The 22,908-nt window shown below is 41.0% G+C and carries 23 protein-coding genes; 1 reads left to right on the forward strand and 22 read right to left on the reverse strand.

Going from position 1 to position 22,908, the window contains the following annotated elements:
* Window positions 1–7: 7 nt before the first annotated feature.
* The 3 genes from PZE06_RS08295 to spoIIQ all read right to left on the reverse strand — a co-directional run bounded on the left by PZE06_RS08295 (window position 8) and on the right by spoIIQ (window position 2,017).
* The gene (locus PZE06_RS08295) at window positions 8–310 is read right to left on the reverse strand and encodes a DUF4212 domain-containing protein (protein WP_150914295.1); all 303 of its coding nucleotides are present in this window, start codon (window positions 308–310) and stop codon (window positions 8–10) included.
* A 325-nt stretch (window positions 311–635) separates the two neighbouring features.
* The gene (locus PZE06_RS08300; RefSeq protein WP_150914297.1) at window positions 636–815 is read right to left on the reverse strand and encodes a hypothetical protein; all 180 of its coding nucleotides are present in this window, start codon (window positions 813–815) and stop codon (window positions 636–638) included.
* A gap of 296 nt (window positions 816–1,111) precedes the next feature.
* On the reverse strand, window positions 1,112–2,017 hold the full coding sequence (spoIIQ, locus tag PZE06_RS08305) for a stage II sporulation protein SpoIIQ (protein ID WP_150914299.1): 906 nt from the start codon (window positions 2,015–2,017) through the stop codon (window positions 1,112–1,114).
* A gap of 179 nt (window positions 2,018–2,196) precedes the next feature.
* Here spoIIQ and PZE06_RS08310 point away from each other — a divergent pair, with 179 nt between their 5' ends.
* Entirely contained in the window at window positions 2,197–2,607 is a 411-nt protein-coding gene (locus PZE06_RS08310; RefSeq protein ID WP_150914301.1) for a VanZ family protein, read from the forward strand.
* An 84-nt stretch (window positions 2,608–2,691) separates the two neighbouring features.
* Here PZE06_RS08310 and spoIID read toward each other — a convergent pair whose 3' ends face one another.
* From spoIID to atpA, 19 genes are all read right to left on the reverse strand, one after another.
* The gene (spoIID, locus tag PZE06_RS08315; protein WP_150914302.1) at window positions 2,692–3,708 is read right to left on the reverse strand and encodes a stage II sporulation protein D; all 1,017 of its coding nucleotides are present in this window, start codon (window positions 3,706–3,708) and stop codon (window positions 2,692–2,694) included.
* A 330-nt stretch (window positions 3,709–4,038) separates the two neighbouring features.
* The gene (gene murA, locus PZE06_RS08320; protein WP_150914303.1) at window positions 4,039–5,349 is read right to left on the reverse strand and encodes a UDP-N-acetylglucosamine 1-carboxyvinyltransferase; all 1,311 of its coding nucleotides are present in this window, start codon (window positions 5,347–5,349) and stop codon (window positions 4,039–4,041) included.
* 32 nt (window positions 5,350–5,381) lie between these two features.
* Window positions 5,382–6,128 (reverse strand): YwmB family TATA-box binding protein, encoded by a 747-nt coding sequence (locus PZE06_RS08325; protein WP_150914305.1) that lies wholly within the window; start codon window positions 6,126–6,128, stop codon window positions 5,382–5,384.
* Between the two features lie 403 nt (window positions 6,129–6,531).
* Window positions 6,532–6,768 (reverse strand): DUF1146 family protein, encoded by a 237-nt coding sequence (locus PZE06_RS08330; RefSeq protein ID WP_095312034.1) that lies wholly within the window; start codon window positions 6,766–6,768, stop codon window positions 6,532–6,534.
* 871 nt (window positions 6,769–7,639) lie between these two features.
* The gene (nuoN, locus tag PZE06_RS08335) at window positions 7,640–9,160 is read right to left on the reverse strand and encodes an NADH-quinone oxidoreductase subunit NuoN (RefSeq protein WP_150914307.1); all 1,521 of its coding nucleotides are present in this window, start codon (window positions 9,158–9,160) and stop codon (window positions 7,640–7,642) included.
* A 4-nt stretch (window positions 9,161–9,164) separates the two neighbouring features.
* Window positions 9,165–10,670 (reverse strand): NADH-quinone oxidoreductase subunit M, encoded by a 1,506-nt coding sequence (locus PZE06_RS08340; protein WP_150914309.1) that lies wholly within the window; start codon window positions 10,668–10,670, stop codon window positions 9,165–9,167.
* Window positions 10,667–12,535, reverse strand: a complete 1,869-nt coding sequence (gene nuoL, locus PZE06_RS08345) for an NADH-quinone oxidoreductase subunit L (RefSeq protein ID WP_150914311.1) — start codon at window positions 12,533–12,535, stop codon at window positions 10,667–10,669. The genes PZE06_RS08340 and nuoL overlap by 4 nt, the downstream gene beginning before the upstream one ends.
* A gap of 83 nt (window positions 12,536–12,618) precedes the next feature.
* Window positions 12,619–12,933, reverse strand: a complete 315-nt coding sequence (gene nuoK / locus PZE06_RS08350) for an NADH-quinone oxidoreductase subunit NuoK (protein ID WP_150914313.1) — start codon at window positions 12,931–12,933, stop codon at window positions 12,619–12,621.
* Entirely contained in the window at window positions 12,930–13,451 is a 522-nt protein-coding gene (locus PZE06_RS08355; protein ID WP_150914315.1) for an NADH-quinone oxidoreductase subunit J, read from the reverse strand. The genes nuoK and PZE06_RS08355 overlap by 4 nt, the downstream gene beginning before the upstream one ends.
* Entirely contained in the window at window positions 13,448–13,867 is a 420-nt protein-coding gene (gene nuoI, locus PZE06_RS08360; RefSeq protein WP_019153948.1) for an NADH-quinone oxidoreductase subunit NuoI, read from the reverse strand. The genes PZE06_RS08355 and nuoI overlap by 4 nt, the downstream gene beginning before the upstream one ends.
* 36 nt (window positions 13,868–13,903) lie before the next feature.
* Window positions 13,904–14,914 (reverse strand): NADH-quinone oxidoreductase subunit NuoH, encoded by a 1,011-nt coding sequence (gene nuoH / locus PZE06_RS08365; RefSeq protein WP_150914317.1) that lies wholly within the window; start codon window positions 14,912–14,914, stop codon window positions 13,904–13,906.
* A complete protein-coding gene (locus PZE06_RS08370) occupies window positions 14,914–16,014 on the reverse strand; it encodes an NADH-quinone oxidoreductase subunit D (RefSeq protein ID WP_150914319.1) in 1,101 nt (366 codons plus the stop codon). Before PZE06_RS08370 ends, nuoH begins: the two co-directional genes overlap by 1 nt.
* 2 nt (window positions 16,015–16,016) lie before the next feature.
* The gene (locus PZE06_RS08375; RefSeq protein WP_150914321.1) at window positions 16,017–17,066 is read right to left on the reverse strand and encodes an NADH-quinone oxidoreductase subunit C; all 1,050 of its coding nucleotides are present in this window, start codon (window positions 17,064–17,066) and stop codon (window positions 16,017–16,019) included.
* A gap of 3 nt (window positions 17,067–17,069) precedes the next feature.
* The gene (locus PZE06_RS08380) at window positions 17,070–17,546 is read right to left on the reverse strand and encodes a NuoB/complex I 20 kDa subunit family protein (protein ID WP_373315125.1); all 477 of its coding nucleotides are present in this window, start codon (window positions 17,544–17,546) and stop codon (window positions 17,070–17,072) included.
* A 26-nt stretch (window positions 17,547–17,572) separates the two neighbouring features.
* A complete protein-coding gene (locus PZE06_RS08385; RefSeq protein WP_019153953.1) occupies window positions 17,573–17,947 on the reverse strand; it encodes an NADH-quinone oxidoreductase subunit A in 375 nt (124 codons plus the stop codon).
* A gap of 530 nt (window positions 17,948–18,477) precedes the next feature.
* Window positions 18,478–18,879, reverse strand: a complete 402-nt coding sequence (locus PZE06_RS08390) for a F0F1 ATP synthase subunit epsilon (RefSeq protein ID WP_095312054.1) — start codon at window positions 18,877–18,879, stop codon at window positions 18,478–18,480.
* A 22-nt stretch (window positions 18,880–18,901) separates the two neighbouring features.
* Window positions 18,902–20,323 (reverse strand): F0F1 ATP synthase subunit beta, encoded by a 1,422-nt coding sequence (atpD, locus tag PZE06_RS08395; RefSeq protein ID WP_095312056.1) that lies wholly within the window; start codon window positions 20,321–20,323, stop codon window positions 18,902–18,904.
* A 124-nt stretch (window positions 20,324–20,447) separates the two neighbouring features.
* A complete protein-coding gene (atpG, locus tag PZE06_RS08400; protein WP_150914322.1) occupies window positions 20,448–21,305 on the reverse strand; it encodes an ATP synthase F1 subunit gamma in 858 nt (285 codons plus the stop codon).
* Window positions 21,306–21,380: 75 nt separating this feature from the next.
* Entirely contained in the window at window positions 21,381–22,889 is a 1,509-nt protein-coding gene (atpA, locus tag PZE06_RS08405; protein ID WP_095312060.1) for a F0F1 ATP synthase subunit alpha, read from the reverse strand.
* Between the last annotated feature and the right edge of the window lie 19 nt (window positions 22,890–22,908).

A 22,908-nucleotide genomic window follows, 5' to 3' on the forward strand; every position in this document is an offset into this window, starting at 1 on the left:
AGCGCCTTTAATGCTCTAACGTTGAGCCTGAACTAATTTGCTCATTTTTGCTTTCATCAATACCATACTTTTGATCAATTTTATCTCCAAGCTTGGCATTTACAAACAGCAGGATAATAAAGGTTAAGATAGCACCTTGTGCTCCCATATAGTAATGAAGTGGGAAGCCAATAAAAGTAATCGTACTCAACGGCTCAGCGAATAAGACCACACCGTAAGAAACCATAAACCAAACGATAAAATAAATAATGATGTTGCGGTTTTTCTCTCGAAAATAACGATCGGCTACCGCCTTATCGATTTTCTTCATTTTTTCACCTCCAAGATTATTCCCCTTCAATATATACCGTAAAATGTGCCCGACTTCCCCCTGTTGTTTATCCCTCCTTCTTTTTTCATTTTGCTTTGTTAAGCAACATCGTTGAGCAACCGATCTTTGGCTCATTCCGTGTCAGTTTTGTACGTCTTTTTGTCGTGCTGAAAGGTACTCTGAATGAGGAAACAAAAATTCTCTATCTCTGTAAGGAATTCAAAGAAAATGAACCAAAAATCAACACTGGCCTTTAACAAAGCCTATATAATTCTTCAAAAGCATTTTAAAGCGCTTTCAAAGCAATTACTTTTTTTAAATACCTTTAATTCAAGCTAAAAATAAACTTCAGTGTATCGATGAATGGTAAGGGAACTAAGGCGACTTGAATAATGAAATAGACGATGATGGATAGGAATGGAATGACTAGGAAGATGGTTTTTTTCTTACGTAAAGCCAATATTAAACAAATAGCTGTCAAGGCAATGAACAAATAAAACGCCATCAAATTCCCCCTTTTCTTTCTTGAAATGATCTTTTTATTAACAGATTATTAACTAAAAGTTTAGGATAGATTAAATATTAAGAAAATTTCGTAATATCATTATCTATTTAAATGGTTTCGAGGTCAAGCAAAAACTTGTAAAAAAATTGTCAAATTTTAAAGCAGGTATTAAAACAAGGTCCTATTACGGAACCCGAAATTTTCAAGCTTGTGTAACTTGGACTTCTGGACTAATCGTAGCCCATGCGGCTAAAAGCAAAAAACCCGCCAAGGGCGGGTCAAAATGACAAATTGTCTTATGCATCAGTAGAATTTGTTGTTTCTGCTTCTTCATCATCAGAAGATGCACCATCTTCTTCTGTTGAATCATTGCTATCTTCTTCAGCTTCATCTTCTGTTGAATCATTGTTATCCTTTTTTTCATCGTTGTCAGGATTCGCTTTTTCCTCTTCAGAAGCTCCCGTCGATTCATCAGCCTTTCCGCTGTCATCAACATTCTCTGTTATGTCCGCTTCTTGTAGAGCACTTAATGGCTTATTGAAATAATCAAGAGGATTGACAGCTATTCCATCCTTGCGAATTTCGAAATGCAGATGGGTACCAGCTTCTTCGTTATACAAGCTTTTTCCTGCTTTTGCAAGCGTCTGTCCTTGGTCTACTTGGTCGCCAACCTTCACATCAATATCGGTTACAGATTGATATTGTGTTACAATACCTTTGTCATGCTCGATTTCGATTACGTTTCCTAATAAAGCATCTTCTGCAACATTGGTTACTTTACCACTTAATGCGGCTACAACATCAAACGATTCACCGTTTTCCATCGTAATGTCAATACCGGTATTCGGATGATACGTATTATTATAGAACACCAATGCCGCTTCCTGTTTGTCTTCCGAAGCATCGAAGTCATAAAATTCTTTTTGAATGACTACAGAATCCGGATCCATAACAGGCATTGCAAAATTTTCCATTGATCTGTTAACTTCCAAAGCAGGTTCATCATATTTGCTTGAAAGATCAGTAGCCTCGTAATCGATTTGATCATCTGTTGCACTATTGTTACTGTTTTGGAACCAAAGAACCGCGGTTAGAATGATTGCAGCACTTGCAATATAAACGCTTGGGTACACCCAACGCTTTTTCATGAAGCGCTTAATCTTTGAACCTTGAGAAGATTGTTTCTTTTCTTCCTCTCTCATTTATCATCACCTCAGCAATCATTCTGAACAGATCATGATAAATATATACATTTCGAAAAAAATTTTTTTAATCTTATTTTTCGACAAAGAGATTGGAATTATACAAGGAAATGAAAAAAAGTTTTAAAAAATATTTATTTTATGTGATCGAGCTAAATTTATTAAAGGGGAAATCTTTCTTGCAAAGCACTTTAAAATGGTTCATTCGTTTTTTACCTTTTGTTTACATGATGATGATTTGGATGATGTCGAGCATGCCAGCAAACGCGATTGTCGAGCTGCCACATTCATCGACAGATCGCTTTATAAAAGAGTCGCTACACTTAGTAGAATTCGCGATTCTCTATTTACTATTGGTCGCTGCACATCTAACAACGGGAAAGTTTTCGCTGCGCTGGAGCATTATTTTTGCCGTCATCGCTTCTTTATACGGTTTGGTTGACGAGATACACCAATCTTTCGTTCCTGCTCGCTCCGCAACGGTAATTGATGTAGTTAAAGATGTTATCGGAGTCATAGTCGCTGCCTATTTTGTTCACCGTTCTTATCATAAGCATAAGTTCGAACGAATCCAAAAATATTTTTCATAAGCTCCTCGGCAGCGTTAAAATCTCGAAAATTAGGAACAGACACCATAAAACCGAGCACCCTTTTCGAGTACTCGGTTTCTGCTTTTATTTACTTGCCGTGATTTTCGTGAGCAATGTTTTCGTCGTGTCAATTGTTGCTCCACTATAATAGTGTTCAACGATTTCCTTATAGGTTTTCCCCGCCTTCGCCATTTCATTGGCACCAAACTGACTCATTCCTACTCCATGCCCGAAGCCTTTCGTATTGATCACGATATTGTCGCCTTTTCTCTCCCATGTAAAATCAGATGATTTTAAATCTAGTTTAACCCTGATGTCCTTGCCCGTTAATATTTTTCCGTTGATATCGACCTTGCCAACACGGTTTCCTTTTGTCTTCTCAATAATTTTTCCTACTTCAGAAGCATCTGTTAATTGAACACCTAACTTTTTCTCAAAGTCGGCGACAGAAATAATTTTTTGTCCATTAAATTTTTCTGTATTCACGTCCCACGGACTTTCTACACTTTTTAGGTATGGAAGCGGGCTGCTCCAATAATCTTCTGAGTTTTCTGTGTAACCATTACTTGTGGAGAAAAAAGCAGCATAGATCGGTTTGCCATCGTAGGTTAATACTTGACCACTCGTTGCCGCAACGGCCTCTTTAATTTTCTTCATTCTCCATTGGTAATCCTTATTCCACTCTTTTCTTAATTCTTCATCACTTTTAAAAACCTGGTGATTCTCTGTATCTGTTACATCTGCTCCTTCAGGAACCCCTAATTTTTCACCGCTCATTAAATGATAAAGGTAATAGGTTCTTGCTGTAAGAGCCTGGGCTTTTAAAGCCTCTAATTCAAAATCAGTCGGCATTTCTGCCGCCACAACACCTGCAATATAATCCTCTAATGGGAGGTTTTCAATTTTTTCTTGGCCTACACGGTAGACAGCCACCTCAACGTCAGGCTGATCAGCAACTGCCTCTGTTTCTTTTAATGTTAGTTCTTCTCCTAATTTCCCTGTTGTTTTTTCCATAAATGGGAGGACGAGTAAAGTCGGAATCATGAGGGTGACAGCAAATAATACAGCAGCTAAAACTACGATTGGTTTCATTTTTAACATTCTTCTTGAGCCTCCATATGTAAGTTTCGTTAGAGTAGAAGTACTCTCCATTCATACATATGGGGGTGGACAAGCTAATATGTACAAATTTTTAAACCCTTATAAAAAATTAGGGGGAAAATGCATAACTTTTTCACTCATAAACCAAAATAGTCTATGTTGTTATTTAGAGCAAGGATCGCCTTCGGAACAACTCTCGCGAGAATGCTTTCCTTTGTGCTTCTGAAACTTGCGGAAAATCTCATTGGGGTTTTTCCGTTCATGGCCCAGACGTTAACTACGATAAAAAAACCGCAAAAATGGAATTCCATTTCACGGTTTTTGTTTTTATTATGCATTTAAGTCAGCAACAAACGCTTTCGGAAAGGATGGCGTTTCTTCCACTGCTGAAACTCGTTCAATATCGGCACCTAACGCAGCGAGCTTTCGATGGAAGTCAACGTACCCCCGATCAAGATGCTTTAATTCTGTCACTCGAGTCACACCGTCTGCCACTAATCCGGTCAAAATGAGAGCAGCAGCAGCACGGAGATCTGTGGCAGCTACTTCTGCACCTTGTAAATTACACGGTCCGTTTAAAATGACAGAACGACCCTCAATTTTAATATCGGCATTCATTCTGCGGAATTCCTCCACATGCATGAAGCGATTTTCAAATACGGTCTCTGTGATCATACTTGTTCCATTTGCATGTAATAGCAAAGCCATCATTTGTGATTGCATATCTGTTGGGAAGCCAGGATGCGGCATTGTCTTAATATCAACTGCCTTAAGCTTCTCAGGGCCAATAACCCTTAGGCCGTCTGCTTCCTCTTCAAACATAACACCCATCTCTTCCATTTTTGCAATAAGAGATGTTAAATGTTCTGGAACTGCACCTCTCACTAATACATCTCCTCCGGTAATAGCCGCTGCAACCATAAATGTTCCAGCTTCAATCCGATCAGGAATAATTGTGTGATCAGCACCAAATAGAACGTCAACACCTTCAATGCGAATCGTTCCAGTTCCAGCGCCACGTACTTTTGCACCCATTTTATTCAAGAAGTTAGCTAAATCAACAATTTCCGGTTCTTTGGCAACATTCTCGATGATCGTAGTACCTTGTGCTAAAGTAGCAGCCATCATAATATTTTCTGTAGCACCAACACTTGGAAAGTCCAAGTAAATCTTGGCACCTTGTAATCGGCCATTTGATTCTGCTTCAATAAAGCCATTTCCCACTTTGACCGTTGCACCCATCGCTTCGAAGCCTTTTAAATGCTGGTCAATTGGTCTCGATCCAATCGCACAACCGCCAGGAAGTGCCACACGAGCACGGCCATTTCTTGCAAGTAATGAGCCCATTACTAAAACTGAAGCACGCATTTTACGAACATATTCAAATGGTGCCTCGACTTTTAACTCTCTAGATGCATCGACAGTGACTTCATTATTTTTAAACGTCACATCGGCGTTTAAATAGCGTAATACCTCATTGATCGTGTATACATCGGAGAGAGTTGGCACATCACGAATTACGCTTTTTCCGTCACTTGCTAATAATGATGCGGCAATAACTGGCAAAACTGCATTCTTTGCTCCTTCAACTTTAACAGAACCGCTTAGCCTTCTACCGCCGCGGACGATGATTTTTTCCAAGTGTATTCCCCTCCGCGTCCAATTTCTCTATATTAATATTCAATCGTTATGATTGGTGTGCCAACTACAAGGGTAGTCTTTGCGCCCAATCCTGTAGTTCGGATTCCAAGTTGTAAATTCATATCCTGATTATTCGTTGTTAACTCATTAGTAAATTTTGGTGAATAAGCAGATGTCGAGATAAAATCTGTTTCTTTTAGTGATTCAATTTCTGTTGCCTCAAACTTGTCAAGTAGTCGATTTACAGTAAAAGGCAAAGACGTAATTATCTTATCATTGAAATCACCTTTTACACAAGTGAAAATTGTGGGTTTTTCTCGAAATATGTCAGATAAGAGTGCATTAAGGTCCTCTTTTATAAATTGCTCTGTTTTTCGCGTAAAATTCTTGCCTTGGATTTCATAAATAATGTAAGTTTGTGGGTTTTGATCTGTGAGGGTAGATAAAATCTGAATGTTCTCTTCCATTGTTTGATTCGATGTTTTGCTCGCTTTTGCTTCCCATTTTTCAGAATCAGAATTAATCTCCCATGTCCAATCTGTAAAGACGTTCTGGAGGTGTCGAACAAGATCCTGAATATCCTCTGGGCTGTTTGCCGTTATTTTTTCTCTTGCATGTAAAGACCATTCATTAATATCTATATTCTCACCCTTTAAAACTGTCACTATTGATAAAAGGTCGTGCATATTTTTGGTATTTGCGAATTTTTCCCCAGCCTGAACAAAAGTAACTCCTATGATTACAACTACGGCAATAAACGCCATCCAATTTCTCTTCATCTTTTAATTCCTCCCCTTAGTACCATTGTTACCAAGAAGAGAATAAGCATACTGAAGAGTTATCGTCACTTTTTGACAAATATGCAAGCTTTTAAAAATGACGTATGGATTATATTCCCACGAAGGTTGTTTCTTTTTTCATTCACCTAAGTATCACAGGATGGCTTAGTATGTTTAATTTATCACACAAGGAGAATTGTATCGAATAATCTCATAAATAAAAAAGGCAAGATGACCTATCTTTTGTAAGATTATTTCCCCATTTATCCAAGCTTAAAGGCCTGTTTTGAAAAATATTTTCCAATTAGGCGGTCTTCTGTCATGTTTTTTTCGAGAAAAGGTTTCCATGATTTATGTTTGATTTGCCCTGTCTAAAATTGCTCAAGTATGAACATTTTTTACATTACTGAAAAATCATTGGCAGCTGCTGGGACCATAATAGGTAATCCAGGAAAAAATTGCTTACACTAGAACCAATAATAATCGACAATAATATAAATAATACTCGTGCTTGAAAAACATGGTTTGCTCGCAAAAATTTATCAAAATTTAAGCTCTGCAAAGCCCACCAAGCTAATGCAATAAAACAAAGGTGTGAAATAATACTGATAAGTGCTTGGTGCCCAAATCCTGAAGTCATGGACTACTCCCCCTTCTTTATCAAGCTAGCATACATCGTTCACATTCGCAAACGCACCCTTCTATTTGACGTTTATGTTACAAAAAGGTTTCAGTTATTTTTATTTTTTACAAAATTTATTTTCGATCCTATTTTTACTGTTGTCCTCATATAGGAGGCAATGTTTGTCGATACTTGGCGAAAGCAAGATGGAGCAGGTACTCTTAGCCGTTCGATAATGAATAGCTTAATTATTGCAGGCTTGTTTGAGAATTGACTTTTAAGAGATGTATTCAATCGAAAGTCTTTTGGAATTCAGCTCTGTTTTTTCTTTCTATTTTTTATTGGACCGAGGAGCTTGGGAATTTTTAAGATTGTCCTGAACCATTGGGTTGGTTGGACTCCATTGCTTGAGGGTTCTGTTTTTCTGTCCGTTTAAGCACTTTATTTAAGCTCTGCTCCTCTTATATCTTCTCTTCGTTTTACCCGATTCGGACTGGAGCTCAGGGGCTTCTCAGCTCTGTTCAGAGTGGCTCAGCAAGATCTTCAGTGCTTCTTTCCTCCGTCCAAATACACACTCTGTAAGGCCTTCTGTTCTTCTTCTCTCCTCCCGGAATGCCGTACTCTGCCAGAACTCTCCTCTGACCGAACACCCCGCTCTAAAAGGACTTGAACACTTCAACTAACTATACATGAGTAGGTACCTGAACTTAACTGTATTAAAGTTTGACTCGCATAACCATTTTTCCTCTCTCCATTTTCTCTTACATCAGACAGTTGCTAATGTTCGTCAACATGAAAAAGAAGGGGCCCCCTTCCCCTTCTTTTTCGTGTTCTATTATTATAAATCCCCTTGTTCTTTTTCTGATTCCCCCAAATCAGAAAATACCCATTATTGAAAACCACCAAAATTGGTGTGGAAGAAATCAAGCGCCGTGTTTGGAAATAGTCCAAATGCAATCGTTGCGAGGACACATATTCCAATTGCTACGCCAATGCCAACCGGTATTTTCTTTTTTTCTACTTCCCCATCTACCGGAGATGGTCTAAAGAACATTTGCGTTAAAATGCCAAAATAGTAGAAATAAGAAACAACTGTTGTGGCAATCATTAGTGCTGCAAGAATATAGTGTGCCGGTTCTGATATTAACGCTCCCATGAAAATGTTTAGTTTTCCGATAAACCCTGCGGTTCCTGGAATACCTGCCAGTGAAAGGATAAATACTCCCATTGCGACAGCGAGCCATGGTGTACGTTTGTACATTCCTGCAAATTGGGCAATATCCTCGTTGTCGTTATTCGCTGTCATTAATTGAATGACAGCAAAGGCTCCTACGTTCATGAAGAGATATGCCCCTAGATAGAACCAAATGCTCTCGAACATAAAGACCGACATCGAAGTGACAGCAACTAATAGATAACCGGCGTGAGCAATACTAGAATATGCGAACAGCCGTTTAATATTGCGCTGACGCAAAGCAATAACATTTCCAACAACCATCGTGACACCTGCTAGAACAGCAATGAAATCCTGCAGCTTGAACAGCAGCGGTGTAACTGAATCAACACCAGTAGCTCCTGCCTGCGTATTGGAAAACACGATGACAACCATTCGAATTAAAATGACAAATCCTGCTGTTTTTGACACAACACTTAAGAAAGCTGTAACAGGAGTTGCCGCCCCTTGGTAAACGTCCGGTGCCCACATATGAAACGGAGCTGTGGCCAGCTTAAAGGATAAACCAACTAGAAGCATGAAAAAGGCAATCCCCATTAAATAGCTGTATTGAGAATTATTCAATTGCGGTAGAACATTTGTCATTTCCGCTAGATTCGTCGTTCCGGTAATCCCGTAAAGATAGCTCATTCCAAAAAGAGTAACGGCTGTGGCAATGCTCCCATTAATGATATATTTCATTGCTGATTCATTTGATGGCAGATGCTTCTTCCGAATTCCTGCTAAAATGTAGGAAGAAAGGGAAAGAAGCTCTAGACCAACAAACAACGTAATTAAATCACCACTTGAGGACATGATCATCGTACCAAGCAAACCAGCCAATAATAGGTAGTAAAATTCCCCTTTAAACTCTTCCATTCCTTCTTTTGGTCTGTAGCCTATCGCAAGGAGCATAATTAGAGCCGCTCCGATGAGCAAAAGAAGCTTGAATACTTTCGCAAATGCGTCTAGCTTAAATGTATCGTATAAAATGGTGACCGTATCTACGGCAAATAAATTCATTAACGCTGCAAGTGCTGCAAGTATACCCGCAAAACCAATCCAGCCAAGAATCCTTCTATCAAAGCGCTTCGGTGCGAAAAGGTCTACTATCGATAAAATGGTCGCAACTCCCAAGATGATAAATTCTGGAGCCATCGCTCCCCATTGATATGATAAAAGCGTATCTAGATCCATCTCATCAACCCCCTAACCCAAGCATGATAGTTTCAAGTGTGGAATGGAGCGGATCGCTTAGTACACTTGGGTACACACCAATCAAGATAATTAGCGCCAACAGCGCAACAACTGGAATAAATTCAACTGACTTTAAATCAGACACCGCTATAAAATCACGGTTGGCTTTTCCATAGGTCATACCAAGGACAGCTCGGAGTAAATAGACAGCCGTGATAATAATCCCGATACAGCCAATGGCAGCGAGGATTGGCATTTCCTCAAACAATCCGAGAAAGGCCATAAACTCACTAACAAAACCGGACATTCCCGGCAGACCTAACGACGCCAGAGCACCGGCTAACAAAAAGCCTGCAGTAAGCGGCATCCCCTTCGCCATCCCACCAAGATTTGCAATCGTCGATGTATGGAATCGCTCGTAAAAGACTCCTACTAAGAAGAAAAGAAGGGCGGAGATCAATCCGTGTGAGACAACTTGGAAAATGGCTCCCTGAATGCCTGCTTCATTGAGAGCTCCTAAACCAATCAGTACAATTCCCATATGGGATATAGACGAGTAAGCAAGAACCATTTTAAAATCGCTTTGCTTAAAGGCAAGAAATGCCCCGTATAAAAGGTTCACAACTCCCAGTACGGCAAGTAGTACGGCGATAGATTTGAACTGTTCCGGGAAAATCCCCATTCCGAAACGGATCAAACCGAAGGCACCAATTTTCAATAAAATTCCTGAGTGTAACATCACGATCGCTGGCGGTGCCTGAACGTGAACCCGCAGCATCCATGTATGCAACGGAAAGATTGGCAGTTTTACACCAAAAGCAATAAGAAGAGCAATGAGCAAGCCAAATTTCAACGTCTCAGAAAACGGCGCAACTGTATTTGCATTCTCTACGGCCATCAGCTGTGCCAGTGCGTCATAATTTGCTGTTCCTGTTCTTGCAAACAGAACCATGATCACGATTAAAAGGATGGCCGACCCTAAGCCGTTATAGATTAAATAACTATAGGCTGCTTTTTCCTTTTCGAAATAACCCCATTTTCCAATTAGGAAAAACATCGGGATCATCGTAATTTCAAAAAAGATGAAGAAAAGAATTAAGTTTTGTGCAGCAAATACTCCAAGCATCCCTACTTCTAATAAAAGGAATAACATGAAGTAGCCTTTCCATTCTTTTTTAATATGAACGGAGGCAATGGCGGCAAGTGTAGAAATAACTGCCGTTAAGACGATTAATACTAAGGAAAAACCATTTAAGCCTAATTCATAGTCAATTTTAAATAAGTCAAAGACCTCATAATCTCCAAAGCGAATCCACTCGATTTGAATATCATATTTCTTTAAATGATCGCTCCCACCAATAAAGGCAACAAGCGCTAGCACAAGAGCAGGGAGAGTTGCTAAGAATCCAACTGTTTTAATTGCTACTTCTTGTGTTTTTGGCATAAGAGCAAGTACAGCTATTCCTAATAGAGGGGAAAACACTAGGATAGAAAGAAAATATTCGTTCATTTTAAGTACCCCCCTGTTAAGGCAAAAATCACAATCAGGACAGCTAATCCAACAAAGGCCACTGTTCCATATGCTTGTACTTGGCCGTTTTGAATTTTCGAGCCAATGATGCCAAGCCCGTGAACGATTCCAGCCACCAGCTTCACTAGCCCTTCGACAATGAATGTTTCTATAAAGCTGAGAATTGCTGTGAGGCCTTTCGTTGCTTTCACTACGGTTAATTGATAAAACTCATCAATATAGTATTTGTTATACAGCACATTGTACGTAAGTGGCATTCTTACCGTCAGCCAGTCTCTTTGAATTGATTTTTTACCATATATGAGCCATGCTAAATAAATTCCAAGTAGTGAGACAACTGTTGCCACAATCATAATCCAGGCTGGACCTTCAATATGACCATGACCCAATGCTTCATTATCAGCAACAAGCCAGTCTCCAAGGAAGGTACCAAACCATGGCGTATTCACATAACCCGCTACAATTGCTAAAATTCCAAGAACGATCATTGGAAACGTCATGACAGATGGTGACTCGTGGACTTCCTTCTGCTTGCTGCGGGCATCCCCTGTAAAGACCATAAAGAATAGGCGGAACATGTAGAACGCGGTGAAGAATGCAGCAATGACAGCTAACCAGAACAGAAAGGTATTCCCGTGAACCCAGGTTGAAATTAAAATTTCATCCTTACTAAAGAACCCAGAGAATAACGGAACCCCGCTAATCGCTAGCGTTCCAATTAAGAATAACGGCGCCGTAAGCTTCAGTTTTTTCCAAAGACCGCCCATTTCCTCTATATTTTGCGTGTGTACCGCATGAATGACACTACCAGCAGCCAAGAACAGCAATGCTTTAAAAAAGGCATGTGTCATTAAATGAAAGACACCAGCAACATAGCCAGCTGATCCTAAGGCCAGCATCATATAGCCAAGCTGACTGACAGTGGAGTAAGCTAGTACTCTTTTAATATCCTTTTGCACTAAACCGATACTCGCTGCCAAAATAGCAGTGAATGCCCCGATGATGGCAATCGTCATTAGTGCAGCCTCACTTGCTGCAAAAAGCGGGAATAATGCCGCTACTAAATAAACACCGGCGGCAACCATTGTCGCAGCATGGATTAAAGCAGAAACTGGCGTCGGACCTTCCATTGCGTCAGGTAGCCAAGTGTGCAACGGAAATTGACCTGATTTTCCCACCGCCCCGACAAAAATCAAGATAGCAGTAAGGGTAATCATTCCTGCTGAAATCGCGCCTTCATCTACTGCTTGGAAAATCGCATCATACTCAAAGCTTCCAACTTGCCAGAATAATAGAATCATCCCGATCAGCAAGCCGACATCACCGATGCGCGTCATGATGAATGCTTTTTTGGCAGCAGCCTTTGCCTCCTCTTTATAAAAATAAAATCCGATTAAGAGGAAGGAACCTGCTCCCACTAACTCCCAGAAAATATAAGTTTGCAATAAATTAGGGGATACAACCAGCCCCAACATCGCAAATGTAAACAGCCCTAAATAGGCATAAAAAATGTGAAACCGCCCATCTCCATGCATGTAGCCCTTTGAATAAGTATGTACGAGAAAGCTAACAAGCGATACGATGACGAGCATTAACGCATTTAATTGATTGACTTCAAAACCCGCTGTTAATTGAACATCCCCTATTGTAAGCCATGTCACTTCGGCTTTATAAGTCGGGTGGTTGAAGCGCTCAAACAACACCACCAAAGAGTAGACCAAAGATGCAAGTGTGAGCACCATTCCGATGTACGCACTATTTTCCTTTAATCTCCTCCCAAATAGAAGAAGGAACAAAAATGATAAAAGCGGGAAAAGCGGTATGATCCATGCATTCTCCATCAATATCACAATCCCCTTTTTAGAACGCGTTTGTTCTCACGCGTTTGATTGAGGCCCGCATTTTACGCGGGTCGTGTAACAGATTATTAGTTTTTCATTGTATCCATTTCATCGATATTGACTGTTTTACGATTGCGGTAAAGGGCGATTAAGATCGCGAGACCAACGGCAGCTTCTGCCGCTGCAACAGCAATGGTAAATAGCGCAAAAACTTGCCCAGTTATCGATGGAATCATGCCATATTTACTAAATGCAACGAGATTAATGTTAACTGCGTTAAGCATGAGTTCAATTGAAATTAACACGATGACCGTATTTCGCTTCGTAAGTGCACCGTATAGTCCGATACAGAATAGCACTAATGCGAGCGTCAGGTAGGCAGAAATGGGAACTCCACTCATTCCTTTTTCGCCTCCTCTTCATCATCTTTTTTGGCTAAAATGATCGCCCCGATAAGCGCTACTAAAAGCACGACAGACGTTAACTCAAATGGAATAATAAACTTCGTATATAGCGCTATCCCGATTTGTTCTGTATTATTTTCATGAAGGTTCGCGGCTGGCGAATTGAAGTCTAAATTGTAAATTCCAATATAGACAGCAAAAGCAAATCCAAGCACGCCCAAAAAGAGCAGCACTTTTCTCAGCCTTCCCCCCTGCACCTCGCTTGTGTCGTTATGGCGTGTCAGCATAATGCCAAATAACATAATAATCGTAATTGCGCCGGAATAGATGAGAATTTGTACAACCGCTACAAATTCCGCTGACAGCAGGACGTAAATTCCCGCAAGACTGACAAATGTAAAGACGAGGGCGACGACCATATGCACAACCTTTGATAAATTGAGTAATAGTACGCCTCCCATAACCGCTACTATGGCTAGAATAAGGAATGCTAATAATTCACCTGAAAATGTCATGCTTTATTCACCTTCCGAACATTCTCATCATTTTCGTCTAACCATTCAAGATTTTTAAAAAGATCATCGCGGCTATACTCGGCTAGTTCAAAATTATTGGTCATGACGATTGCTTCCGTCGGACAGACTTCCGTACATAAGTCGCAGAGAATACAAATTTCAAAATTAATATCATACGTATCGATAATTTTACCCTTTTTCGTCGGATCTGGATGCTTTTTCCCCGTTAATTGAATACAATCAGTCGGGCAAATATTAGCACATTGATTGCAGACAATACATTTTTCTGGATAAAATTTCTGAATTCCACGAAACCGGTCTGGCAGCGGAATTGGTTTTTTCGGATAATCGTAGGTTGGCTTTTCTTTTGTTAAGTTTTTCAGGGTATACTTTAAACCTTTCGCTAATCCAAGCATGCTTTTTCACCCCTTGTGATAAAAGTGATGTATCCTTTAAAAAAGGCTGAGAAGCTCCTTAATAATCGCCGTTAAAAAGATGTTCGCAAGCGCCACTGGTAAAAGCACCTTCCAACCAAATTCCATTAGCTGATCCGCTTTAATCCGTGGGAACGTGCTGCGGAACCAAAGCAAAATAAACACAACTAGGCTGAACTTTAACGCAAACCATACCGCCCCTGGAATAAAGTCTAGGAATGAGAAGATTGGCAACCAACCACCTAAAAATAACACAGTTGTCAATGAAGCCATCGCAAACATATAGACATATTCTGCAAGCATGAAAAAGGCCCAGCGAAATCCTGAGTACTCAACAAAGTATCCGGCTATAAGCTCATTTTCCGCCTCTGGAAGGTCAAAAGGAATCCGATTCAGCTCTGCCACTGATGCGATAAAAAACACTAAAAAGCCAATAGGCTGAATGAGAATGTACCAAACGTTTTCTTGTGCCGCCACTATTTCATTCAAATTCATGCTTCCAGTTAATAGGATAACGCCAAGCACAGACATAACGAGCGGAATTTCATAAGAAATCATCTGCGCGGCTGCACGCATTCCCCCAAGCAAGGCGTATTTATTATTCGATGACCAACCAGCCATGACAACTCCTATCGTGGTCAACCCTGAAATGGCTATATAATAGAGTAGACCTACACCAATATCGGCAAATTGCAATTTATCCGTAAATGGAATCGTTGCAATAACGACAAAGGATGGAGCAAAGGCAATAACTGGAGCTAAAATAAATAACGGTCTGTCAGCTAATTTTGGAATCGTATCTTCTTTTAATAGAAGCTTTAAGACATCAGCCACGGTTTGCAGTAGTCCCCAAGGACCTCCTACCTGATTTGGTCCATACCGAAGCTGCATAAATCCCATTACTTTACGTTCTGCCAAAATGGCATATGTAACGAATCCTAATATGACAAGTAGCAAAACTAAGGCAAGGACGAAAAAGATTCCAAAATTTAAAATCCCTGGTTGTGAGTGCAATAAATCCTGAATCATTAACCATCCACCTCCCCTAGGATAATATCAACCGCTCCTAGAATGGCAATCAAATTGGAGATGCTTTCCCCTTCTAAAAGCTTCGGGAGAATTTGCAGATTATAGAATGATGGTCTTCTAAATTTTAAGCGGTACGGCTCCTTCTTGCCATCGCTTGCAATGTAACAGCCAATTTCACCGCGAGGAGATTCGATTCTAACAAACGCTTCTCCTTTTGGCGCTTTAATGATTTTTGGCACTTTTGCGATCACAGGACCTTCTTCTGGAAATTGCTCTACGCACTGCTCTAGTATTTTCAAAGATTCTTCAATTTCAGCAAAACGAACGTGATAACGAGAAAGAACGTCTCCCTCTTCTCTTGTTGGGATATCGAAATCGAACCGGTCATAAATGGAGTATGGTTCATTTTTACGAAGATCCCATTTCATTCCTGTACAACGAAGATTCGGGCCGCTTAATGAATAATTGAGAGCATCCTCTTTCGTATATTTGCCAATTCCTTTTACTCGATTAAGAAAGATTTCATTTCCTGTCACGAGATCATGATAACCCTTTACTTGTTCTCGCATATGAGGGATAAATTCTCGAACTTTATCTACCCATCCTTCCGGAGCATCCCATTTTACACCGCCTACACGCATGTAGTTAAAGGTTAAACGAGCACCGGAAAGTTCATTTAGAAGGTTCAAAATCATTTCTCTCTCACGAAATGCATACAGAAGTGGACTTGTAGCACCTAAATCAAGGACAAACGTTCCCCACCAAAGTAAGTGGCTGGAAACACGCCCTAACTCCATTGCCATCACGCGAAGATATTCTGCCCGTTCTGGAATTTCAATTCCCATCATCGTCTCCACCGCATGGCAGATGACATAATTATTGGTCATCGCAGAAACATAGTCCATCCGGTCCGTATAGGGAATAATTTGTGTATATTGAAGGTCTTCTGCCAGCTTCTCCGTTCCACGATGAAGATAGCCGATAACCGGTTTTGCCTCCTTAATGGTTTCTCCATCAATCTTTAAAACTAACCGAAATACACCGTGTGTACTAGGATGCTGAGGCCCTACATTCAAGAGCATTTCTTCAGTTCTAAGCATGTTCACACCTCCACATCATACGGCTCATAGTCTTTTCTTAGTGGATGACCTACCCAATCTTCACCAAGCATAATGCGGTGTAAATTCGGATGATTGATAAACTTAATTCCTAATAAATCATACGCTTCACATTCAGGCCAATTTGCTCCAGCCCAAAGCGGACATAAAGATTCTATCGTTGGTTCATCCCGGTCTAGCTTCACTTTCACAGCCACTGATTGGCTGTTTTTATAAGAATATAAGTGGACATATACTTCCATGTGGGTCTCGTAATCGACACCATGCAATTCTGATAAGTAATCAAAGCCTAACTGTTCATTATATTTAAGAAATTGGACCACTTTATAATAAGTCTCCCGTTTCGCAACAAGGGTTGGAACATCCTTGGAGAGCCTATTAATATAAGAATCTTCCAAAACATCGTTTCCAAGATGCTCTTCTATTACTTTCACATATTTATCAAGATAAGGTTGATTGGCTGAAGGCTTTTCCTCTGCAACAGGCGCTTCAGCTCCTTTTCCCCCAGCTTTTGCTCTGGCAGCTGCGGCGGCCTTTGCCTTCGCGGCAGCAATAGCCTTCGCCTTTTCATCATCGCTCGCTGCTCCACCTTCTTGTTTCCCTTTCGCAGCGGCTTTCGCTTTCGCGGCCGCTGCAGCTTTTGCTTTTGCAGCTGCGATTGCCTTCGCTTTCGCATCGTCCCCATCGGCTTCTGAACTTTCTTGTTTCGCTCTAGCGGCCTTTGCCTTGGCTGCTGCGGCGGCCTTTGCCTTCGCGGCAGCGGCTGCTTTCTTCTTCGCTAGGTCTTCCTCTTCTGGGTCCTCTGATTCTGACCCTGCCTGTTGTTCCTCTGCCTTCTTCTTTGCCAATGCCGCCGCCTTCGCTTTCGCCGCTGCGGCTGCTTTCTTCTTCGCTAGATCTTCCTCTTCCAGGGCTGCCGCTCCCGACACCTCTGATTCCTGCTGTTCTCTTGCTTTCTTCTTTGCTAGCGCCGCTGCCTTTGCTTTTTCAGCTGCTTCCTTCTTTAACTGTTCTAAATCTTTCTCTCCGCTCATCGATTAGATCACCTTCTTCCCGGTCTTCGCCTCGTAACGGATTTTCTCTTTTAATTTATTAATTCCATAAATTAGGGCTGCAGGATTCGGTGGGCATCCTGGAATATAGACATCCACTGGAACGATTTGGTCAACCCCTTTAACCACTGAATAGGACTTTACATAGGGACCCCCTGCGGTTGCACAAGAACCCATGGCAATCACCCATTTTGGTTCCGCCATTTGATCGTAAAGTCGCCTTACAATTGGTGCCATTTTTTTTGTTACCGTTCCCGAAACAATCATGACATCCGATTGACGCGGTGAGTTGCGATAAAAGGTTCCATAACGATCTAAATCATAATGCGCACTACTAGACGCCATCATTTCGATGGCACAACAAGCAAGCCCGAATGTCATTGGCCACAATGAATTACTCCGAGCCCAGCCTTTTATTTGTTCAAGTGATGCCATTAAAACCGATCGCTTTACCTCTTCCATTTCTTCTGGTGAAATATTCTCTAGTCTTAAATCCATTTTAGCACCTTCTTCTTCCATGCATAGACAAGTCCGATAAGTAGCATAAATACGAAAATAAGCATTTCTATTAAAGCAAAAATCCCAAGCTTTTCATAGGCAACTGCCCATGGATACAAAAAGACCGTTTCCACATCAAAAATGACGAATAACAGGGCAAAAATATAGTAACGAACATTAAATTGAATGAGCGAGTCATTAAATGGATCGTTACCGCTTTCGTATGTGGTATATTTTGCATCCGAAGGAACACTTGGACGTAAAAGTTTCGCTAAAAATAGCGCCACCACTGGTAATAATACCCCGAGACATAGAAACACTACTACAATCAGATAGTTATTCTGATATAAGTTTAAAAGTTCCATACCCCTTCCCCTCCAAAGTAGTATAACTTTTCAAAACTTTATAACTTGTAACCGAATTCATTATAACATTGTTACAAACTTGTGTCGATAAAGCCTAGACACTTTTAAAATGACATTCTTCCATTTTTTTGATAGTAAATATTTTCCTCCACGTCATCAAAAAGCACCTCTCTATCCAGTCTATGCACAGCTTCATTTTTTATTTAAAACTAGTTCCATAAACTTGTCTGTGAGAATTGTCAATAATTGTTCACTTTTTAACGATCTATTTTAGTAGGATGATTGTAGCCATGGAATAATGAGGTTTTTAAGAGGATCTCGTTACGGCAGTTGGTGGAGATTACGCTTTTTAGTGATTGTGCTTGTTTTGTTGATCATCGAACGTTGTTTCATTTTTTACCGATCACTTCACTTATTCCTGTTATTTGGATAAATATGGAACGAACAAGATGCAGACACGATTCCCTTTAATATCAGCTCTGTAATCACGATAAAAAACACCTTCCGACTAATCGTCGAAAGGTGTTTATTTATTTGCCTGCTACGCTGATACGGTTAAGAGCTCTTTGCAGAGCAAGTTCAGCACGTTTGTAATCAATGTTTTCTTGCTTTTGTGCATGCAGGCGTTGTTCGGCACGTTCTTTTGCCTTTAATGCACGATCTACATCAATGCTATCAGCGACTTCTGCTGCCTCTGCCAAGATCGACACTTGGTCAGGTCTGACTTCAAGCAGACCACCACTGACCGCAATATATTTTGTATTTCCACCCGTGATTAAACGGACAGCTCCTATTTGTAACGGTGCAACCATTGGAATGTGTCCTGGTAAGATCCCAAGCTCACCGCTTAGAGCCTTTGTGCTGACCATTTCCACATCTGATTCATACACCGGGCCATCGGGAGTAACAACACTGACTTTAATCGTCTTCATTTTTTACCCTCCTGGTCCTAGTTTAGACCTCTACGCCCATTTTCTTCGCGTTCTCGATTGCGTCTTCAATTCGACCTACGAGACGGAAAGCATCTTCTGGAAGGTGGTCCCATTTACCTTCAAGAATTTCTTTGAAACCTTTAACAGTTTCTTTAACAGGTACGTATGAACCTGGCTGACCAGTGAACTGTTCAGCAACGTGGAAGTTTTGTGATAAGAATACTTGAATACGACGCGCACGTTGTACGACAAGCTTATCCTCTTCAGAAAGCTCATCCATACCTAACATCGCGATAATATCTTGTAATTCTTTATATTTTTGTAATGTGGATTGCACTTCACGAGCCACTTGGTAGTGCTCTTCACCAACAATTTCCGGTGACAATGCACGAGAAGTTGATGCAAGTGGATCCACCGCTGGGTAAATACCCATTTCAGAAAGTTTACGCTCAAGGTTCGTTGTTGCATCTAAGTGTGCGAATGTAGTTGCTGGAGCCGGATCCGTATAGTCATCGGCAGGAACATAAATCGCTTGGATAGATGTAACTGAACCAACATTTGTTGATGTGATACGTTCTTGAAGTTTACCCATTTCAGTAGCTAGTGTTGGTTGGTAACCAACGGCTGAAGGCATACGTCCTAATAGGGCCGACACTTCTGAACCTGCTTGCGTGAAACGGAAAATGTTATCCATGAAGAAAAGAACGTCCTGTCCTTGTTCATCACGGAAATACTCAGCCATCGTTAAACCAGTAAGAGCAACACGCATACGTGCTCCTGGTGGCTCATTCATCTGACCGAATACCATCGCTGTTTTCTTAATAACGCCTGAATCAGTCATTTCATGATAAAGGTCATTACCTTCACGAGTACGCTCACCTACACCAGCGAATACCGAGATACCGCCGTGCTCTTGAGCGATGTTATTGATTAATTCCTGAATTAAAACGGTTTTACCTACACCGGCACCACCAAATAGACCGATTTTTCCACCCTTAATATACGGGGCAAGAAGGTCTACTACTTTAATTCCAGTTTCAAGGATTTCAACTTCTGTTGAAAGCTGTTCAAAATTAGGTGCTTCTCTGTGAATAGAGTCACGACGAGATTCTGCCGGAATTGGCTCATCAAGGTCGATATTTTCGCCAAGTACGTTAAATACACGTCCTAACGTAATGTCCCCTACAGGAACAGAGATTGGTTTACCAGTGTCAGTAACTTCAGCTCCACGAGTTAATCCGTCAGTTGAAGCCATAGCAATGGCACGAACTGTATCATCACCTAAATGAAGGGCAACTTCAAGAGTTAAGTTGATAGCAACTTCAGATTCGTTACGCGCTTCGTTAACGATTGTTAAAGCGTTATAGATTTCAGGTAGCTGTCCGCTTTCGAATTTCACGTCAACAACCGGACCCATAACTTGAACAACGCGTCCTATGTTCATCTTTTTCCCTCCTAATCACGTTCTCATAGCAAATAGAGTAGGAAGTCTAGGCTTCCTAACCTCCAATAAAATTTATGTTCTAATTCTTGCTCAATAGCTCAGTTTACTCGCCGACTAAGCTATATTATTCTAACGCTGTAGCCCCACCAACGATTTCTGTAATTTCCTGCGTGATGGCAGCCTGTCTTGCACGGTTGAATAAGAGGCTGTATGAATCGATAAGTTCTTTTGCGTTATCGGTTGCACTTCTCATCGCGTTCATCCGAGCCGCATGCTCTCCCGCCTTACTATCTAAAAGGGCACCGAAAATTAAGCTTTCCGCATATTGAGGAAGTAATACTTCTAAAATCTCTTCTGCTGAAGGCTCGAATTCATAAGACATCGGCTTTTTAGAGGTAGCAATATCGGTGAGCGGAAGAAGTTTCTTCTCGACAACATCGTTTTGAATAGCACTGACAAAATGATTATAGTACATGTATAATTCATCAAACGCACCGTCAGCAAACATACCAATTGTCTTATTCACCGTGTCTTTTACCTCGTTAAACGTTGGCTGATTTGCGATTGATGTTAAATCAAGGGCAATATTCATATCGCGCTTTCGGAAAAATTCGCGTCCTACTTTGCCTAAAGCAATGATGACAAACTCATCATTTGATTGATGGCGTTTTTGAATCGCTTGTAACGCTGCACGCAATACGTTACTGTTAAACGCACCTGCAAGTCCACGTTCGGCAGTAATGACCAAATATGCCGTTTTCTTGACGGGACGTTTGACCAACATCGGATGGGATGCATCACTGCTACCAAGCGCAACGGATGCAGTAACTTCTTGGATTTTCTCCATATAAGGGACAAATGCCTTTGCGTTACCTTCAGCACGACTAAAATTAGATGCCGCAACCATCTCCATCGCTTTCGTAATTTGGCTCATTTTCTTAGTAGAAGTGATTTTATTTTTTATATCACGTAATGATGCCACTCAGTTCTCACCACCTTATCAAGATTGTTCGGTTAAAGTACCTTTTAGGTTACTCCAACTCCTTTTTAGACGATATTACTCAGAAACTGCGAAAGATTTCTTGAATTCGTTAATCGCTGCCGCCATTTCTTCATCGGTCGGAAGCTCTTTCGTAGTAGCAATATGGTCTAACACATTCTTGTGATTGTGGTCTAACCATGAAAGGAATTCAGATTCAAAACGACGAATATCCTGTAATGGTATATCATCTAAGAAACCACGGGTTAACGCATATAGAATCGCAACTTGTTTTTCAACCTTTAATGGCTTGTTCAGATCCTGTTTGAGAATCTCTACTGTACGCGCACCACGATTTAATTTTGCTTGTGTTGCTTTATCTAGGTCTGATCCGAACTGAGCAAATGCTTCAAGTTCACGGTATGATGCAAGGTCTAGACGCAGCGTACCAGATACTTTTTTCATCGCTTTAATTTGCGCAGATCCTCCTACACGCGATACTGAAAGACCTGGGTTAATCGCTGGACGAACACCAGAGAAGAATAGATCAGATTGTAAGAAAATTTGTCCATCTGTGATAGAGATAACATTTGTTGGAATATAAGCAGAAACGTCACCAGCTTGTGTTTCGATGAATGGTAGTGCTGTGATTGAACCAGCACCTTTTGCATCGCTAAGCTTAGCAGCACGCTCTAGCAAACGGCTGTGTAAGTAGAAAACATCCCCTGGATATGCTTCACGACCTGGAGGACGACGTAATAACAAGGAAAGCTCACGATATGCTGCAGCTTGCTTTGTTAAGTCATCATAAACAACTAAAACATGTTTTCCGTTATACATAAATTCCTCAGCCATTGATACACCAGCGTAAGGAGCTAAGTATAGTAATGGAGCTGGTTGAGATGCAGAAGCTGTTACAACGATCGTGTAATCAAGTGCACCGTTTTTACGTAAAGTCTCAACAAGTCCACGAACGGTAGATTCCTTTTGCCCGATCGCTACGTAAATACAGATCATGTCTTGATCCTTCTGGTTCAAGATTGTATCTACAGCAACGGATGTTTTACCAGTTTGGCGGTCACCAATGATTAACTCACGTTGTCCACGACCGATTGGCACTAGAGCGTCAATCGCTTTAATACCCGTTTGAAGCGGCTCATGAACGGATTTACGATCCATTACTCCTGGAGCTTGGCTTTCAATTGGGCGAGACTTCGTTGTATTGATCGGTCCTAGACCGTCCACTGGCTGACCGAGCGGATTAACAACACGACCGATTAACTCTTCACCTACAGGAACTTCCATGATTCGGCCTGTACGACGTACTTCATCGCCTTCACGGATTTCTGTAAATGGTCCTAAAATGATAATACCGACGTTATTTTCTTCAAGGTTTTGCGCCATACCCATAACGCCATTTGAAAATTCAAGAAGCTCCCCAGCCATGACATTGTCGAGGCCATGAGCACGGGCGATACCGTCACCGACTGTGATAACTGTACCTACATCACTCACTTGAATTTCCGACTGATAGTTTTCAATCTGCTTTTTTATCAGCGCACTAATTTCTTCAGCATTGATGCTCATGAGTTTCACCCCTATCTAC

The sequence above is a fragment of the Robertmurraya sp. DFI.2.37 genome, from assembly GCF_029211245.1.
Taxonomy (GTDB): Bacteria; Bacillota; Bacilli; order Bacillales; family Cytobacillaceae; genus Robertmurraya; species Robertmurraya methanolica_A.

Coding starts and splice junctions, on each gene's coding strand:
- PZE06_RS08295 (WP_150914295.1), bottom strand. CDS start 310: ATGAAGAAAATCGATAAGGCGGTAGCCGATCGTTATTTTCGAGAGAAA.
- PZE06_RS08300 (WP_150914297.1), bottom strand. CDS start 815: ATGGCGTTTTATTTGTTCATTGCCTTGACAGCTATTTGTTTAATATTG.
- spoIIQ (WP_150914299.1), bottom strand. CDS start 2,017: ATGAGAGAGGAAGAAAAGAAACAATCTTCTCAAGGTTCAAAGATTAAG.
- spoIID (WP_150914302.1), bottom strand. CDS start 3,708: ATGTTAAAAATGAAACCAATCGTAGTTTTAGCTGCTGTATTATTTGCT.
- PZE06_RS08325 (WP_150914305.1), bottom strand. CDS start 6,128: ATGAAGAGAAATTGGATGGCGTTTATTGCCGTAGTTGTAATCATAGGA.
- PZE06_RS08330 (WP_095312034.1), bottom strand. CDS start 6,768: ATGACTTCAGGATTTGGGCACCAAGCACTTATCAGTATTATTTCACAC.
- nuoN (WP_150914307.1), bottom strand. CDS start 9,160: ATGGATCTAGATACGCTTTTATCATATCAATGGGGAGCGATGGCTCCA.
- PZE06_RS08340 (WP_150914309.1), bottom strand. CDS start 10,670: ATGAACGAATATTTTCTTTCTATCCTAGTGTTTTCCCCTCTATTAGGA.
- nuoK (WP_150914313.1), bottom strand. CDS start 12,933: ATGAGTGGAGTTCCCATTTCTGCCTACCTGACGCTCGCATTAGTGCTA.
- PZE06_RS08355 (WP_150914315.1), bottom strand. CDS start 13,451: ATGACATTTTCAGGTGAATTATTAGCATTCCTTATTCTAGCCATAGTA.
- nuoI (WP_019153948.1), bottom strand. CDS start 13,867: ATGCTTGGATTAGCGAAAGGTTTAAAGTATACCCTGAAAAACTTAACA.
- nuoH (WP_150914317.1), bottom strand. CDS start 14,914: ATGATTCAGGATTTATTGCACTCACAACCAGGGATTTTAAATTTTGGA.
- PZE06_RS08370 (WP_150914319.1), bottom strand. CDS start 16,014: ATGCTTAGAACTGAAGAAATGCTCTTGAATGTAGGGCCTCAGCATCCT.
- PZE06_RS08375 (WP_150914321.1), bottom strand. CDS start 17,066: ATGAGCGGAGAGAAAGATTTAGAACAGTTAAAGAAGGAAGCAGCTGAA.
- PZE06_RS08380 (WP_373315125.1), bottom strand. CDS start 17,546: ATGGAAGAGGTAAAGCGATCGGTTTTAATGGCATCACTTGAACAAATA.
- PZE06_RS08385 (WP_019153953.1), bottom strand. CDS start 17,947: ATGGAACTTTTAAACTTATATCAGAATAACTATCTGATTGTAGTAGTG.
- PZE06_RS08390 (WP_095312054.1), bottom strand. CDS start 18,879: ATGAAGACGATTAAAGTCAGTGTTGTTACTCCCGATGGCCCGGTGTAT.
- atpD (WP_095312056.1), bottom strand. CDS start 20,323: ATGAACATAGGACGCGTTGTTCAAGTTATGGGTCCGGTTGTTGACGTG.
- atpA (WP_095312060.1), bottom strand. CDS start 22,889: ATGAGCATCAATGCTGAAGAAATTAGTGCGCTGATAAAAAAGCAGATT.